The organism is Flavobacteriales bacterium (assembly GCA_016699575.1).
In the GTDB taxonomy this organism is placed as follows: Bacteria; Bacteroidota; Bacteroidia; order Flavobacteriales_F; family PHOS-HE28; genus PHOS-HE28.
Genome location: CP064979.1, coordinates 239,707 through 256,142, shown reverse-complemented (window position 1 = coordinate 256,142; position 16,436 = coordinate 239,707). Strand labels below are relative to the sequence as shown.

Annotated in this window: 14 protein-coding genes; 6 read left to right on the top strand and 8 right to left on the bottom strand. The window is 59.2% G+C overall.

All coding sequences use genetic code 11. The features are described from left to right. Positions 1-11: 11 nt before the first annotated feature. Positions 12-1,445 (bottom strand): 23S rRNA (uracil(1939)-C(5))-methyltransferase RlmD, encoded by a 1,434-nt coding sequence (gene rlmD / locus IPJ76_01150; GenBank protein QQR86862.1) that lies wholly within the window; start codon positions 1,443-1,445, stop codon positions 12-14. A 137-nt stretch (positions 1,446-1,582) separates the two neighbouring features. Here rlmD and rocD point away from each other — a divergent pair, with 137 nt between their 5' ends. After that, positions 1,583-2,857 (top strand): ornithine--oxo-acid transaminase, encoded by a 1,275-nt coding sequence (rocD, locus tag IPJ76_01145; GenBank protein ID QQR86861.1) that lies wholly within the window; start codon positions 1,583-1,585, stop codon positions 2,855-2,857. A 45-nt stretch (positions 2,858-2,902) separates the two neighbouring features. On the opposite strand, the gene IPJ76_01140 is transcribed toward rocD, so the two are convergent. The 4 genes from IPJ76_01140 to IPJ76_01125 all read right to left on the bottom strand — a co-directional run bounded on the left by IPJ76_01140 (position 2,903) and on the right by IPJ76_01125 (position 7,097). After that, positions 2,903-3,283, bottom strand: a complete 381-nt coding sequence (locus IPJ76_01140) for a hypothetical protein (GenBank protein QQR88372.1) — start codon at positions 3,281-3,283, stop codon at positions 2,903-2,905. 160 nt (positions 3,284-3,443) lie between these two features. Then, entirely contained in the window at positions 3,444-5,954 is a 2,511-nt protein-coding gene (locus tag IPJ76_01135; GenBank protein QQR86860.1) for a TonB-dependent receptor, read from the bottom strand. Positions 5,955-6,014: 60 nt separating this feature from the next. Then, a complete protein-coding gene (locus IPJ76_01130; GenBank protein QQR86859.1) occupies positions 6,015-6,305 on the bottom strand; it encodes a hypothetical protein in 291 nt (96 codons plus the stop codon). Between the two features lie 150 nt (positions 6,306-6,455). Next, positions 6,456-7,097, bottom strand: coding sequence for a carboxypeptidase-like regulatory domain-containing protein (locus IPJ76_01125; protein ID QQR86858.1), 642 nt, complete (start codon positions 7,095-7,097; stop codon positions 6,456-6,458). A gap of 88 nt (positions 7,098-7,185) precedes the next feature. Between IPJ76_01125 and IPJ76_01120 the strand changes: the two genes are divergently transcribed. The 3 genes from IPJ76_01120 to IPJ76_01110 all read left to right on the top strand — a co-directional run bounded on the left by IPJ76_01120 (position 7,186) and on the right by IPJ76_01110 (position 9,690). Beyond that, a complete protein-coding gene (locus IPJ76_01120) occupies positions 7,186-8,268 on the top strand; it encodes a T9SS type A sorting domain-containing protein (protein ID QQR86857.1) in 1,083 nt (360 codons plus the stop codon). Between the two features lie 63 nt (positions 8,269-8,331). Then, positions 8,332-8,955: a YdcF family protein gene (locus tag IPJ76_01115; protein ID QQR86856.1), complete on the top strand. Its 624-nt coding sequence runs from the start codon at positions 8,332-8,334 to the stop codon at positions 8,953-8,955. Positions 8,956-8,979: 24 nt separating this feature from the next. Continuing rightward, entirely contained in the window at positions 8,980-9,690 is a 711-nt protein-coding gene (locus IPJ76_01110; protein ID QQR86855.1) for an RDD family protein, read from the top strand. On the opposite strand, the gene IPJ76_01105 is transcribed toward IPJ76_01110, so the two are convergent. Together IPJ76_01105 and IPJ76_01100 are read right to left on the bottom strand one after the other, a co-directional pair. Beyond that, positions 9,691-10,344 (bottom strand): hypothetical protein, encoded by a 654-nt coding sequence (locus tag IPJ76_01105; GenBank protein QQR86854.1) that lies wholly within the window; start codon positions 10,342-10,344, stop codon positions 9,691-9,693. Between the two features lie 85 nt (positions 10,345-10,429). Beyond that, positions 10,430-11,083 carry an outer membrane lipoprotein carrier protein LolA gene (locus IPJ76_01100; protein QQR86853.1) on the bottom strand — a complete coding sequence of 218 codons (654 nt, stop codon included), beginning with the start codon at positions 11,081-11,083 and terminating at the stop codon, positions 10,430-10,432. 67 nt (positions 11,084-11,150) lie between these two features. Between IPJ76_01100 and IPJ76_01095 the strand changes: the two genes are divergently transcribed. Next, on the top strand, positions 11,151-13,217 hold the full coding sequence (locus IPJ76_01095; GenBank protein QQR86852.1) for a ComEC/Rec2 family competence protein: 2,067 nt from the start codon (positions 11,151-11,153) through the stop codon (positions 13,215-13,217). A gap of 2 nt (positions 13,218-13,219) precedes the next feature. Further along, complete coding sequence (locus tag IPJ76_01090) at positions 13,220-13,576, top strand: Rieske (2Fe-2S) protein (protein QQR86851.1); 357 nt, start codon at positions 13,220-13,222, stop codon at positions 13,574-13,576. Between the two features lie 49 nt (positions 13,577-13,625). Here the strand turns inward: IPJ76_01090 and IPJ76_01085 are convergent, their stop codons facing one another. Then, positions 13,626-16,379, bottom strand: a complete 2,754-nt coding sequence (locus tag IPJ76_01085) for a CotH kinase family protein (protein ID QQR86850.1) — start codon at positions 16,377-16,379, stop codon at positions 13,626-13,628. Positions 16,380-16,436 lie beyond the last annotated feature (57 nt).

Below are 16,436 nucleotides of genomic sequence, written 5' to 3'. Positions count from 1 at the left end.
AATGTAGTAGCCTATGTCCAGTCGATCAACTCCAGCCGCACCACGTTCTCCACATGGTAGGTGTGCGGGAACATGTCCACTGGTTGCACGTGCGTGATGCGGTACATGTCCTTCAGCAGGGCAAGGTCGCGTGCTTGCGTGGCGGGGTCGCAGCTCACGTAAACGATGCGCTGGGGGGCCAGCTCGCGGATGCGGGCCACCACATCGGCGTGCATGCCGGCCCGCGGCGGATCGGTCACGAGGACATCGGGTTTGCCGTGCCGTGCGATGAAATCCGCGTTCAGCAGGTCTTTGAGGTCGCCGGCTTCGAAGGCCACGTTGGTGATCCCGTTCAAGGCGGCGTTCGAATGCGCATCGGCAATGGCTTCGGGGACGATCTCGGCCCCAGTAACGTGTGCACAGTGCCGGGCCATGAAGAGCGAAATGCTCCCGGCGCCGCAGTAGAGGTCGTAAACGTGCTCGCTGCCAGTTAGACCAGCATAGGCCCGCACCACCTCATACAGCCGCTGTGTTTGTTCCGGATTCGTTTGGAAGAAGCTCTTGGCCCCGATGCGGAACTTCAAGTTGGGATGTCCTTCATCCACGAGCTCCTGCATTAGATGCTCTGTGCCGGCGTAGGTCCGGATGTCCAGGTCCCAGATAGTGTCGTTCTTCTTCGGGTTGATGGTCCAGAGCAAGGAGGTGATGCCCGGGAACGCGGACCGCAGATCTCCGAGAAGTTGCTCACGCGAATCTTCGTGTTCTTCACCGAACGCAACCAGTACCATGCACTGGCCATCGGTAGTGGTGCGCACCATCACCGTGCGCAGCCAGCCTGTGTGGTTGCGGATGTCGTAGAACGGCGGTCCTAGTTCCGCCGCGCGCTGCCGGATGAAGTTGCGGATGGCATCGCTGGGCGCTGGTTGCAGGTGGCACTCATCGATCTGCAGCACTTTGTCGAAGCCGCCCGGTACATGGAAGCCCAACGCGTTACGATCGGTGATGTCGCCCATGCTGCGCAGTTCCTCGGTGGTGAACCAACGGAAGGCGCTGGCCGTGTATTCGAGTTTGTTGCGGTAGTGGATGGTGCGCTCTGATCCCAGAATGGGGGAGACGGGCGGCAATTCCAGACCGCCGATCCGCACCAAGTTGTCCACCACCTGTTGCTGCTTGTAATGCAGTTGCTTGGCGTAGTCGAGGTGTTGCCACTTGCAGCCGCCGCATGTTCCGAAATGCTTGCAGAACGGCTGCACCCGGTCGGCGGAGGCTTCAACGATGCGCACGGCTGTTCCTTCCGCCCACTTGCTCTTCTTCTTGGTGATGCGCAGGTCGGCCACATCGCCGGGCACAGCACCATCCACGATCACCACCAATCCTTCGTGCTTGGCGATGGCCTTGCCATGCGCGCCATAGCCGGTGATGGGCACGGCTTCCCAAACGGGCAGCGGCTTTTTGTTGCGGGCCATGCGGCAAAGAAGCGCAGAAACCAGCGAAAGGGCCGGGCTTGTGTGCCAGAGCGCGTTTGTAACGCGCTCGTTCGAGGTGGGCGTCTGCGACGCCTCATCGGCACCCGGGTATCTTCGGCGGCCTTTCTGAAAGCACCATGCAAGAGACACGCACTGACCAACGCACCAAGACGCAACGGGCCATTGCCCTGGAAGACCAATTCGGTGCGCACAACTACCACCCGCTGCCCGTGGTGCTCGACAGCGGCAAGGGTGTACACGTGTGGGACGTGGAAGGCAAGCGGTACTTCGACTTCCTCAGTGCGTACAGCGCTGTGAACCAAGGCCACTGCCACCCTCGTTTGGTGAAGGCCATGCAGGACCAAGCCGCGCGGATGACGCTTACCAGCCGGGCTTTCTACAACAGTTTGCTGGGTGAGTATGCCAAGGTGCTTTGCAATACGTTCGGCTACGGCAAGATGCTGCCGATGAACACCGGCGCCGAAGCAGTGGAGACCGCGCTGAAGATGGCGCGCAAGTGGGGCTATGAGAAGAAGGGCATCCCGAAGGACCAAGCCAAGGTGATCGTGTGCGAAGGCAACTTCCACGGCCGCACCATCAGCATCGTGAGCATGAGCACCGACCCGGACAGTTATGGGGGCTTCGGGCCTTTCACACCGGGCTTCATCACCATCGACTATGATGACCTGGCTGCGCTGGAGCTCGCTTTGGCTGATCCAACCGTGTGCGCGTTCTTAGTAGAGCCCGTCCAAGGCGAGAAGGGCGTGTACACCCCGGCAGAGGATTATTTCCCCAAGGCCATAGCGTTGTGCAAGTCGCGGAACGTGCTCTTCATCGCCGACGAGATCCAAACGGGCATTGCGCGTACTGGTCGCTTGTTGTGCAGCGTGCCCGATGAAGAGACCGACCCGGCCAAACGCCCGGATGTGGTCATCCTGGCCAAGGCGCTGAGCGGTGGCATGTACCCGGTGAGCGCTGTCCTGGCTGACGAGCACATCATGGACGTCTTCACGCCCGGAACGCACGGAAGCACCTACGGAGGCAACCCCATGGGCGCACGCCTCGCCATCGAGGCCTTGTCCATTGTGAAGGACGAGGATCTGGTGGCCAACGCCGACCGCCTGGGCCGTCTGTTCCGCGCCGAGATGCAGAAGCTCGTGGACACCTACGACTTCGTGAAGCTCGTGCGAGGCCGTGGTTTGCTGAACGCGTTGATCATCGAGCCGCGCAAAGCCGCCGATGGCTCACCGAAGACCGCATGGGAACTCTGCCTGTTGCTTCGCGACAATGGACTTCTTGCCAAGCCCACGCACGGCGATATCATCCGGTTCGCGCCGCCGCTTGTCATCACCGAGGAGCAGTTGATGGAGTGCGTGAGCATCATCGGGCTCAGCGTAAGGCAGTTCGCGTAATTGATATGGTCACATGGCCACATGGGCCCATGAACACATGAAGGCCTACTGCTTGCTCTTGTTCACCTCCTTGATGAGCTTGCCTTTCTCGTAGTGCAGCTCGCGGTAAACCTGTCCATCGGGGCTGTAGTCGTAGTGGATGCCGTGCTCCAGGCCGTTCTCCCAGTTCTCGGTGTACTTCTTCGTTCCGTCTTCGTAGTAGTAGGTCCATTCACCGTGCTCCACGCCGTTCGCGAAGCGGCCGATGTACTCCAACCGGCCGCTCGGGTAGTACACCTTCTCCATCACTTTCTCCGCCTCCTCGCCATCGCCTTTCATGTAGATCACTACTTCGGGTTTGCCATTGGGGTGGCTGCTGGCGACGAACTTCTTCGTGCCGCATGAGCTAAAGAGCAACAGAAGGGGCAGGAGCAGGAGCGGGCGCATGGGGGAGGTCAGGGCGCCCGAAAATAGAGGAAGGCCGGATCGGGAGGAGTTTCAAGTGACAAGGTTCAAGTGGCAAGTGCCAATACCCAAGTAGAGCAGCCCCAGTCCTTCAACCTTGACACTTGCCACTTGGGCTTTGGCCCTTGGCCTCTGGCCCCGGTCAAAACCACGCCACCAGCTTCAGGTTGAAGCGGCGCGGGCTGAGGAAGTCGGGGATGGCGTAGTACCTGCCGCGCACGTCCTGCACCCAGGTGTGGTCCACCACGTTGTTCACGTTCAGCAGGTTGAAGACCTCCAAAGACAGCCACAGGTCGTGGGTGCCCATCCACTTTTCGCGCTGGCCTTCACCACCAACGAACTGCTTGCTGAAGCCGATGTCCACACGCCGGTAGAAGCTGGTGCGGAGCGTGTCCTTGTAGCGCTCGAACGTTGGTGGACCGAACGGTAGGCCGCTGCCGAGCACCATGTTCACGTGAACCTTCCAAGTGGGCCAGCGGGGCATTTCATCCTGGAAAAACAACGAAAAATTGAAGATCTGGTCGGTGGGGCGGGGGATGGAGCCCGGTTCGCGCCGCACGCTGTCCACGGCTACTTGGTCGAAGGTGTAGCCCGGTACGATCAGATCGCCATCGGCGTTGTAACGGTCGTAGTAGAAGTCGTCGGTGATGTCCTCTTCCACGTTCAGCAAACCCAACGACACCCAGCTTTCGATGCCCTCGATGAACTCGCCGTTCAGTTTCAGGTCCAGGCCGGTCGCATGGCCCTTGCTATTGTTGGTGGCGTAGTACCGGATGCGCACGTTGTCCACCTCGTACGGGATGAGGTTGTTGAGGACTTTGTAATAGGCCTCGGCGCTGAACTTGAAGGGGCGGTCCCAGAACGTGAAGTTGCGGTCCCAGCCGAGCACGAAGTGAATGCTCTCCTGTGCTTTCAGGTCGGGGTTCAGTTGGCCATCGATGCCGCGCAGTTCGCGGTAGAACGGTGGCTGGTAGTAGTAGCCGGTGGCGAACCAGAACGTGTTGCGGTTCGAGACGGTGTCGCCCTTGGCGGTAACGCGTTTCCAGCCCGGCTGCCATTTGATGCGGCCGCGCGGGCTCACCACGGTTTGGCCGTTGTAGCTCCAGTTCTGGGCACGCACGCCCAGCGTGGCACCCAGTGTTCCACTGCTGTCCGCGCCCGAGCGCCACTCCCAGCTGTTCTGCAAGTAGGCGCTGGAACGAATGCTCTCGATGTTCAGCCGTGTCTTAAGGCTGTATTGGAGTTCCAGGTTCTCGCCGCCGCTGTAAGGGATGCTGTAATCGGCACTGTCCACCATGCTCCACTCGCTCAGGCGGTCGTTGATGCGTTCGCTCCGCGCATCGATGCCCCACTGAAGGATGCTGCGACCGCCGGTGCGCACACCCTTGTGGGCCACGGTGTACATGCGCGCGTTCAGCTCGTTGCGTGCGTGGTCCAGGAAGGTGCCGATGCCCAGATTGCGCACCGCTTCACCGAACTGGTCGCTGCCCAGATCGCGCTCCAACTCGCTCAGCAGGTATTGGCCCAGGATGTCGAAGCGCTCGGTCTCGCGCGTGTCCGTGGCGCCGGCATAGAACTTCAGGATGGTGCCTGGGCGCGGTTTCACGTTGAGGCCCAGCGTTCCGCTGAAGGTCTCGTATTCGGTACGCTCAATGCCGTCGTAGTACACGGTGAAGCGCAATGCTTCGTTGAAGTTGCCCAGCTCGGTTTCGCGGTCCTGCGGTTCAAAGACGTACTTGTTGCGACTGTAGAGCCCGAGGAAGGTGGCTTCCACCTTGTCGCTGATGTCGAAGGTCCAATAGCTCTGCAGGTCGGTGTACCTTGGGTCGTACTCGCCTTGTGTGTCGAGGCCGCGCAGCACGAGCTCTGTGCTCCGGTAGCGGAATCCCGTCACCTGCCGTAGGCGCTTGTTCAACATGGCATTCTCTACGCTGATCGCGCCACCGAGCGTACTGGCCGTCACTGTAGCCGCGAACTTTTTTGGTCGCTTGTACTGGATGTCGAGCACGCTGCTCAGCTTATCTCCGTAGCGCGCATCGAAGCCGCCCGCGCTGAACTGGATACGTTCCACCATGTCGGGGTTGGGGAACGACAAGCCCTCTTGCTGGCCTGCGCGCACCAGAAAGGGCCGCATCACCTCGATGTCGTTCACGTAAACGAGGTTCTCGTCGTAGTTGCCACCGCGCACGCTGTAACCGCTGCTAAGCTCATTGCGGGTGATTGCGCCCATGCTGCCCAACATGCTTTCGATGCCACCGGTGATGCTGGGGTTGAAGGGGATCACGCGCGGGTTCATGCGTTCGATGCCGCCGCCGCGCTCGTTGCCGCGCTTGGTGAACTCACCAAGGTCCCGACCGCCAAGCACCATGTTCAGCGTACGTCGTTCACCCGGGTTCAGGTTCAATACCACCACGGAATCGGAGCTCACCTGACTGAACCGGAGGCGGATGGTCTCTCCGGCCGGAACCACCAAGGAGTACTTGCCGAAACCGTCGGTGGACGTCGCGGTGTTGGTGCCCACTACGGCCACGTTGACGTACTCCGCGAGTTCGCGGTCGGAGGTACGCACGGTACCTGAAACGGTGGCTGTCTGTTGTGCCTGGGCGGCACCGAAAACGAGAAGAAGGAGAAAGGACCAGGGCCTCGAATTCATGAGCGGCTAAAGTAACGGGCCCTTTTGCCGCCCATTGTGCGGCCGCCCAACTGCCCGGCCTTAACCGACGATGGCCTGCCCGATGTGGGCCACCAGATCGGTTGGCGAGCCCTGGTGTTCCAGCACTTTCGTCCGGCTGCGTTCCAAGTGGTGCTTCAGGATGGTGCGGGGCTTTTCGTCCACTTCGCCCTCAATGACCAGCATGTCCCACGTGGTGCGGTTCAATTGGTCCAACACCTCAATGCCATCGTTCACGCCCATGGCGATGAAACCGTGGCTCCGGAGTTCGCCGAGCAGCGTGTCCATTTGCTGCTCATTGGGACCGTAAACGAGGATGCGGTGGCTGCTCATACGGCCAAAGAAAGTCACGCGATCGGTTCCTGCAACATGAGCTTCGACCGGCGCCATCAACAGGGTTGTGAACCGCCCGGCACATGGTCACATGGACACATGGACACATGGACACATGGACACATGCCCACCATGCCCCACACCGGTCACCTACTTCTTGTCCTTGTTCTTGAACTTCCCGCTCTTCCACGCTTGGATGAACTGGGCCCAAGCGACAGGGTTGAAGAGGTTGATGCTCGGCACGCCGCCACTGTTGTACAGCTTGGTTCGGTCCTGTGCCATCGCATAGCTGAAGCTCTCGTAGGCGTCAGGCGGCAGGTTCTCCATGCGCTGGAGCATCTCGGCCGGGCTCAGGTTTTTCAGGCTTCGTTGGTAGTCGTCCTCCGGTAGGTCCAAGGCCAGGAACGCCTGGTCGAACTCTTCGCGGCTGGGCCAGGGGTAAACTTTGGCTTCAGGCAGGTCGATCACATTGCTTTCCAACTGGTGGATGATGGAGTACTTGCTCTCCTCCAGCCCCACCGGCACGACATACTGTCCCACCTTGAAACCAACGGCCTTGAACTCGACCGTGTCGCCCTCCTGTGCAACAAAGCTGAAGTAACCGAAGACGTCGCTCATGGTGCCCCGGAAGCTTTTGCGGATCCCGACATACGTGAACGGCACACCTTCCAAGCTGTCCCCGGAAACCACGATACCGCTGAACTGGACCAGCTTTCGTTCAGTTTGGGCACTGGTACTGAGGGCCATGAGCACCATGGCAGGCAGGAGCAGGGAGCGCAGCGGGTTCTTCACAAGCCCAAAGGTATCGTCGTGGTGGAAGGGGAGGTGCCTTTCGTCAGGTGGAGCCGATCATCGACATTCGCCAACAACAACGGACCGCATGAACGTATTGCACCACAAGGCTCGTACCCGCGCCATGGCCGGGCTGGTGGGCTTCACCTTTTTTGGCTTCACCCAAGCGCAGATCACCATCACCCAGGCCGACATGCCCAGTGCCGGTGACATCCCCGCGCGTTGGAACACGACCGTGACGCAGTTCGACGATGCGGATACTGGTCCGAACCATGTATGGGACTTCAGCGTGCTTCAGCCACAGTTGGAAACAGCCGACACCTGTGTGTCCGTCAGCAGCACACCGATCCTCTACCAGTTCTTCTTCAACAACCCGTTCATCTATCCCGACCACGATGCGGACTACGCCGTGCGCGGGCAGGACTTCGATTTCCAGGTACTGCAGCTCACGGATGTGTACGACTACTTCAAGCGCGACGCGAACGGCTTCGATAACGTCGGCTTCGGTGCGAACATCAACGGGGTTCCCGCCAGTGTGCAACGTCTTCCGGTGGACCATGTGTATGAGTTGCCACTGAACTATAGCGATGCCAGTACCAGTCCCAGTACCTGGGAAGTGGAGGTTCCGGGTGTGCTCTTCTTCCGACAGGAGCAGGTACGGGACAACACGGTTGATGGCTGGGGAACGCTCTATCTGCCCACGGATACGTTCCAGGTGCTGCGGGTGAAAAGCGTGCTCAACCGTACAGACAGCATTTACGTGGATCAGTTCATGTTCGGCTTCTCATTGCCCGAGCCCGAGACCATCGAGTACAAGTGGTTGGCCGCAGGAATGGATGTGCCCGTGCTGCAGGTGAACACGGTAGCCGGCATTGCGACCACGGTGCGTTTCTGGTACGACTCCACTTCGCTCGGTCTCAATGGCCCGGAAGCGATCGGTGCGTTCCATCTGTTCCCCAACCCCGCAGACCACCACGTCCAGGTGCTCTTTGTTGCAGGCGAAGATCGCTCGTTGGAGGTGTTGGACCTCAGCGGACGCACGGTGATCACATTGCCCCTGACCTCCGCCAGGACCAGCGCCGACATCGATGTGCGCGCATTGGCCAATGGCCTGTACACCGTAAGGTTGTCGGGAACGGACCGGACGGCGAGATTGGTCGTGAAGCATTGATCCGCGGTGCTACGGCTGTTACGATGGTTCGATCCGCGTGTGCACTGGCGCCGCCATTTGCTGATGCTCGTGTTGCTGGTTGCCGCGTTGTTCGGAGTGAACGCGTGGGTATTGCACCGTTCCTCAGCAGGTATCGTAGCGTCCACCGATCATCTCAACAAGGCGTGGACCATTGTCGTGCTGGGCAGTTTCGTTACGGATGACGGAGTGAGCGCCTGCGTGGAGGAGCGGTTGCAGCGGGCGTTCGAGGTGTACAGTAGTGCCAAGGGTCAACGCTTCCTCATTACCGGTGACCACGGGCGGAACGACTATGACGAGGTGAACACCATGTTGCGGAGGCTGGTTCAGATGGGGGTTCCGAAGGAGCACATCTTCCTGGACCATGCCGGTTTCGATACATACGACAGCATGTGGCGTGCGAAACATGTCTTCCAAGTTGACAGCGCCATCATCGTGAGCCAAGGGTTCCACCTGCCACGGGCACAATACCTCGCATCTGCTGTTGGACTGCGCGCGCAGAGCATAGCTGCAGACCCACCAGATGGCAGCGTTTGTGCAAGAGCCGGGGTGCGCGAACCGTTGGCCCGGATCAAAGCCTTTATGAACGCTGTGCTCCGTTCGGAAGCACACCACGCCGGCCCGGCCATTCCCATCACGGGGTCGTCAAGCGCCTCGCACGATCAATAGACCAACCTTCCTTTTCTTCACCGCATGGACGCCATTCGCATCGACACTGCCCAGAACGTGGGGGTTGACTATGAAGTGGCCAGCCTCGGGGATCGGGGGCTAGCGTGGTTCTTCGATGGGCTGATCCTGGCGGGATACGTCATCGGTGTGTTTCTTCTGTTGGGCCTCGGTACACTCAACTACTGGAATTATCCGGGGTGGCTGCTGGCGATCATCATCGGATTGCCTTACCTCTTGTACGATCTGATCAGCGAAGTGACGATGAACGGCCAGAGCATCGGGAAGCGGGCGCGGAAGATCAAAGTGGCCCGTATGGACGGTGGTCGCCCCAGCCTTGGGCAGTATGTCATGCGCTGGGTGCTCCGGCCAATCGACAGCATCAGCTATCTCGGAGCGCTGGTCATCCTCATCAACGGGCGCGGACAGCGTTTGGGGGATCTGGCAGCCGGTACCTGCGTGGTGAGCATGCGGAAGCGGACTTCCTTGGATGACACCCTACTGGTGCAAGTCGAGCAAGGTCATGTGCCGCTCTATCCAGAAGCCGTGCGCCTCACCGACGGTCAGGCGCAACTGATCAAGGAAGTGTTGTACAAGAACCGGGGCGACAATAGGGCCCTCATCCTGCTGCAAGCGTCAGAGAAAGTACAAGCGCTGCTCAACGTGCGCACCGATCAGCGGCCACAGGATTTCCTGCTCAGGGTGCTGAAGGACTATGTGCATCTGACGGGCAAATGATCAGCGGCCCTGGCCCAGCGGCTCGCCGGTGAGCCACTTCACCACCATGGCGTCGTCGAACAGTTTTCCGATCACCCGGCAACGCGAAACAGCGAAGGGGGTCGGACCATCGAGGGGCTCGGCCACAACGCCTACCTCAGGCCGGTAGTAGCCGCTGTGGACGAAGAGCGAACTGCCATCGCGGCGAAAGATGAACCCCACGTGGTTGTCCAATCCCACCACGTAGAGCCCATCGCCTTGGTCGCGCAGCCACGCCTCGATCTCGTTCACGCTTGCGTCGTACGTCTTGCTGGGCTCCAGTGCCATTCGTCGGATCATCGGTTCCGCGGCTAGTTGGGCCCACTTGTACCGAGGCAGCTTGAACCCGGCATGTTGGAGGATGGTGGTGACGAAGTACCCGCACGCGATGTGTCCTTGCCGTGGAACGCTCGTGGTCCCGTTGAAGTCCCATGGCGTGCCGTACCAAGCGGCAAAGAGGTCGTCGGCAACGGCGTTGAACAAGTAGGACCGTGCCTGATCCAACACTTCCTCGCGACAACTGGGCCCGGCCGATGCGTACGCGGCAGCCAGGTGGATGCGATCGCGCTCAATGGCAGCCTTCAGATCCGCGTATGGGAGGCTGGGTGTGCAGAGCAGTGTGGCGAGCAAGAACATACGAGTTCAATGACGTCGACCAGCGTGGGTAACGTCCGGAACGCAAAAAGCCCCCTGGAGGGGCCCTTTGCTAGTGTTCGCTTGGTCACCGCATGTCCTCGATGGACACGCCAGGGAACTTGGTCTTGTCGAAGGCGAAAAGAGCGTCGGCCAATGCGGGGTTCGCAACGAACCGTTTCAACGAATAGGTCACCACGTTGCCATCCTTGTACATGATCTGTACTTGCCGTGCCTCTTCCTTGGTCTTGTCCACCGTGAGCACGATGGTGTGGTAGGGCTTCTTCGCAGCGTCGATCGGGAAGAGCTTGATGGTTTGCAGCACTGCACCGGTTGCGTCGGCTTTCTCCTCAACGAACTGGCTTTTGAAGCCCTTTTCATAGAGGGTGAAGAGTTTGCTGGGGTCGAGTTCCTGGTCCATCTCGCCCGGGTCGCTGATGGTCACCTCGTTGTTGTCCTTATTGTAGGTGTAGAGCGCTGTCCCATCATTGATGATGGTGTTGGTGCCCAGCACCAGATGGAACTTCTTGCCCTTGCTTTTGATAACGCCGTTCTGCTTCACGTCCAACTTGTCCTTCGTGCTTTGCAGCCTGGTGGTGAACTCCGCTTCGAAGCTTGTCCACGTCTTGCTCTTGGCCACCAGCTTGTCCACTATGGCACGGCCGCGCGCGTCGTCCTGGGCGTGCGACGACATGTTCAACAGGAGCGTGGAAGCCACAAAGAGGAGAGTGCTTTTCATCATGGTGCTGCGAAGGTAGCCGAGGGCATTTGGCAAGGGCTGTGCCACGGAGGTTTCTACCTTGGCGGAGATGAGCACTGGCCCATGGAGCGACCTGGCACGGGCACCCATGCTGAAGATGGCGGTGCCATTCGTGCTCGGTATTGGGATGGCCCAAGCCTGGCCATTGGGATTAGCGGTTCACGCGGCATTTGCGTTTTGCTCGTTGCTTGCTTTCGCGTGGACGGCGTTCAGGCGCACCACCTACCCGATGCGCTGGACCCGTGGCGTGGCCATGATGGTTGCCATGGCAGGCCTCGGGTCGCTTTACTACTGCGTACAATGTTCCCTTGACCGACCAGGCTTGCTCAGTGTTGAGGGCAGTGAGCGCAAACCGGTGGTGGTGGACATCACTGAAGTGACGGGACTTTCGGCGAACGTTGTCAGATGCAAAGCAACAGCCGTGGGTTGGTGGCAGAACGAGGTGGTACAGCCTGTTGAGGGAGGCTTGCTACTGATGATCCGTAACGATAGTGCATCGATCGGGCTCGTTCCCGGTGATAGGATCGTGTTCAAGGCTCCCATTGGGCCCATCGATCGGGTCGCGGACCCGGGCGGGTTCGATCGGGCGCGGTGGGCTGCCTCCCAGGGATTAGGGCATGAGGCGTTCATTGAACAGGACAATTGGGCGCTCATAGGCCATGAAGAGCGCTTCCTCCGGTTTTTTGATGACTGGCGCACATCAGTCGCCGGTTGGTTCGATGGGATGCATATCGGTGATCGCCAGAAGGGGCTGGTGAAGGCTTTGGTCCTGGGCGTTCGGAACGACATTGGCACGGAGCAGAGGGATGCGTTCGCGCGAAGCGGTACCACGCATGTTCTTGCTGTCAGTGGCATGCATGTAGGGCTCATCTACTGGATCCTGTCGAAGTCCTTCGTGTGGCTCGGGAACCGCAGGTTGGCACGTTGGGGCCGCGGCTTGCTCGTGCTCACATGCTTGTGGCTTTTTGCCGGCTTGGCCGGTGGCTCACCGAGCATTGTGCGCGCAGCGATCATGTTTTCGGTGTTCACCGTTGCCGATTCGAGCGGTAGGCCAAGTGAACCACTGAACAGCATCGGTTTTGCGGCACTGGTCCTGCTGCTCTGGGATCCATCGATGCTCTGGCAGCTGGGGTTCCAGCTCTCGTTCCTCGCGGTTCTAGGGATAATCGTGTTCTACAAACCGCTATTGGAGCTCTGGTCCCCGCGCACGTTCGTTGCTCATTACGTCTGGTCGGCCGTGTGCGTGACCCTGGCGGCTCAAATTGCTACTACCCCGGTGTCGATACATGCTTTCGGGGCCTTCCCGACGTGGTTCCTTCCTGCGAATCTTGTTGTTGTGCTGGCCAGCACCATCGCTATCTATCTGGGCATTGCCGCCCTTTTCGTGCATGCACTTCAGTACATCGGTGAGTTCGTTGAGCTCCTGTTGGGTTGGGCTGTCGCGTTCATGGGGAATGCCGCCCAATGGTTCGGGACGTTGCCGTTTTCCTATCCGGCCTTGCGGATCGACGTATGGCAATGTTCAATGTTGTACGTACTGATCCTCGCGTTGCCCGCTGCGATCAAATGGCGCTGGCGCGTCGCGCTTTGGATGGTTCCGCTTGCGTTGGTTGTCATTTTGCTGAGGTGGGACGATCGTTTGGACAATGGAGAGGACCGATGCGCGGTTGTCGTGTACGATTTCCGGGACGGGGTCCTGTGTTCGTTCGTCCACGGTCGCTCGATGCACCTGCAGGCGGACAGCGCCTCCATAGTTGATCCGATGGCAGAGCGCAAAACCGTCCAGCATGCAAGGGCCTGGGGGCTGCAGGAAGTGCTCGATCGATATCAGGTCCAGGATAGCATCGTCCGGTGGACCATGCCGAAGCTAACGGCAGCCTTGCTCAAAGCCGGAAGCTGTTCGATCGATGCGTTGGAGATGCCCGATGTACTGATCCTGCACGGCGAGGGCAAGGTGAACATGGACAAAATGACCCAAGGCGGTGTTCCGAACGCCGTGGTGCTTTGCGCTGACATGTCCATGGATGTGCGGCGCCATGTCCGGTACTGGTGCCAAGACCACAATGTGCCGTACCACGACATACGGAGGCAAGGTGCATTCATCCTTCAACGTTGAGCATGCTGGTGGAACGGATGGTCTGGTACCGTTGGCCGGGCAGGATCCCGTCCGGTATTGGGGCAGTCTGCCCGGGAGTGATCAGCGGGCGCAAGCTCCTGTTGGTTCGATGGAACGATCACTTGTATGCGCTGGAGGAACAGTGTCCGCACCACGGGGCCAGCATGATTGCGGGCGAAGTGAATGATGGATGCCTTGTGTGCCCCAGACATCGTTACCGCTACGACCTGGTAACCGGGAGGGGACGACAACCTGACGGAGGCAATGCTGCTGTGTATCCGATCGAGGTACGGCACGGTGGTGTTTTCGTAGGGGTGAGCAAACTCACCTTGCGGCTTTTCGGCCGTGATCTCTGGTAATGGAGAAGGCGCACTGCAGGTGCGCCTTCCCAAGATCACGGCTGTCCGCTCAGCGGAACAACGTCACATGTCCATTGAAGTCGTGGTTTTCCTTGCTGATGGCATCCACCACATGGGCCTTGAAAACGTAAACACCGTTCGGGGCCTCGGAGCCACTGGCTGATCCATCCCAACCATCGGTGGGGTCGGTGCTGTTGTAGATCACCTCTCCCCAGCGGTTGAACACCGTCAAGCTGTAGCTCTCCGCCTCCACCACCTGCTGGCCAGGGAACCACACATCGTTGATGCCGTCGCCGTTCGGTGTGAAGGCATTGGGCAGGTAATACCCGTGCTCCTGCGGATCCAGGTGGGCAACGATGGTATCGGTGCTGAAGAAGGTGATGCTCACATCCTGCTCCAGTGAATCATCCGGGGTGATATCGTTGTGCAGGATCTCCCAGTACTCCCAATCGTGGAACTCAGCCGGGAAGATCTTCAGCTGCAGTGGCACACCATGCGGTACGTTCTCGATGTGCGGGAACTGGGTGATGGTCGTGCTGCCCAATTGCACGTAACCTCCCGTGCGGGGATCAACATCCACGAGCACATCATACCGGATCGGAGGAATGAAATGCGCGATGACCGTATCGGGCACATCGAAATCGAGCGTGACCAGGGAGTCCAGCGTGCTGGGAGTGATGGTGTCGTTGAGGATGGTCCAATGACTGAACACCCACCCCGTCGCCGGGATCGGGGCCATGGTTGTCGTAATACCACCGTAATACGTGCCCGTAAATGGATAGCTCGGAAGCACCTGGCTGTTCACTTGGATGGAACCACTTAGTGGCGGGTCCACATTGAACATGACGTCGAACGGTCCGGTGACATCGTAGCAATCAACCAAGCCGGTTTCGATCGTTACGCAGCGGGTTACAATGAAGTCCCGCATTACTTGAACGTTTGCCTGCCACGTGGCATAGGACGCATTGGGCCATCGATTGCATTGCGCTTGCATTTCCGGGTCGATCACAGCAACGAAACTGTCCAGCAGCGCAAGCATGTTGTCGCAGTTGAAGACCGTGTTGCCCAGATCGATGTAACGATTGACGTAGTAGTTGTACACGTCTTGGTTCTCGGTCAAAAGCTTGCTCAAGATCTCCGTGTGGCCCTGGCCTCCGGGATTGGGAAGTTGTTCAACTGTGCATGGGTCGGCATCCGGGCTTTGGTCCGGGATGCCGGTGAAATTGCCGTAGTGCCCGAACGTGGCGTCCATGTCCCACAGCACATAGCGCCATTTCTTCTTATCCCCGTTGGGGTCAAGGCCGCGCCACCAAGCCGTGTTCCAATTGAGCCAGTCTGCACAGACAGTGTAGCTGTTCAAGCAGAAGTAGTCGATCAGGCTATGCCAGTTGTAAAGGCTGTCCACATAGGCGAAGTTGGCCGCGTTTCCCATGTTGTTCGTGGCGATGTAATTGCGCAATGCGTCCCAGTCCGCTTGTGCCTGCGCTCCACCGTACTCGCTCCAGGTGCCACCCCAGGTCTTGAGGAACTGGATGTTGTTCTCGTCCTGGTCGTAGTAATGATCGGTGAAGTCATGGTCGTCGACCTTTTCGCGGAGGTCGTACACGCCCCAGAAATCGCCGTTCAGGTACAAAACGGCAGGCTCGTAGCTCCGTTCATCAACCGAGAGGTCGCCGAGTTGGCTCAAGGCTTGGACATAGGGGTCGCGAACGTGTGCAGGTTGACCCGGACCATAGGCCACGTTGTCACCTGCGAGGGCCTTGACGATAACACGTTGGAATTGGTCCCGCTGTTTGGTCCTGAAGATCGGATAATGCAACGCGTCATTGTACCCAGTTTCATCACGAACGATGTAATCGAACCCGCGCTGGTCATATGCCCAACTGTCCTGTCCGTGCTCGTTGAATTCCCCGACGGCTTCGTCGCGCAACGTGCCATCGGGACCGAAGTACTCGAACGAGCCCAGTGGCTCGATCTGATTGCCGTTCTCAAGGAGGGTGTTGAGGTCGTTCCCAGCAATGCTCAGAACGGCTACGGAGTGGGTGGCATTGATGAAGTAGGTGTTCGTTTCAACATAGCTCATGGGTACACCGGGGGCGGTGGGGAAGGCAGCAGCGCGGATAACGGTGGTGGTGTTCACCGGGATCGGGCCCGTGTAGAGCGTGCTGGCAGATGTGGGAAGGTCGCCATTGGTAGTGTAACGGACATCGCAACCGGGCACCGGTGCGATGGTCACGTTCTGCGCGCCTGAATAGAAGCCAGCAGTTGGTGCAATAACGGGTTTGCTTGCGTAATAGGACGAGCCTCCACTGTTGGCAAGGCCAGGAGTGGGACTGGTGAAAATGTTCCAAGTGTTGGCTCCATCAGTGCTGCGCCCCCAGCTGTGGTCTTCTTGCGTGGGCTGGGCCAGCTGGAAGTCATCCACTAATGCTCCTCCAGGGTCGCTCAGTACTACTGTCTCTTGAGCGGTCTGGTTCAACTTGAAACTTGTGTGCATCGCCGGGGCGCCGAGGTTCCGGCCTGTGCACCAGATGATCAGCCTGCCATTGGCGGTCACGATCGTTCCAGCAGGGAACTCCCATTTCTGGGGGTTCCCGGGGTTGTCGCTCAACCACCAACCGCTGACGTCGAAGGCGGCTCCCGTGGTATTGTACAATTCCACCCAATCGCTGAAGTCGCCGAAATTGTCCGCCTGCGTGCCCAAATTGCTCGCGCTCACCTCATTGATCACCACTTGGGCCCCACCATTGGCAGCATTCAGCAACAACAGTGTGGAAAGCAACAGTTCGTTGAGCCTTCTCATGGTCTTTGTATGGGTTCCGGGGCAGGTGAGTGCAAGGTAACCGCCGTCCCCTTCGGC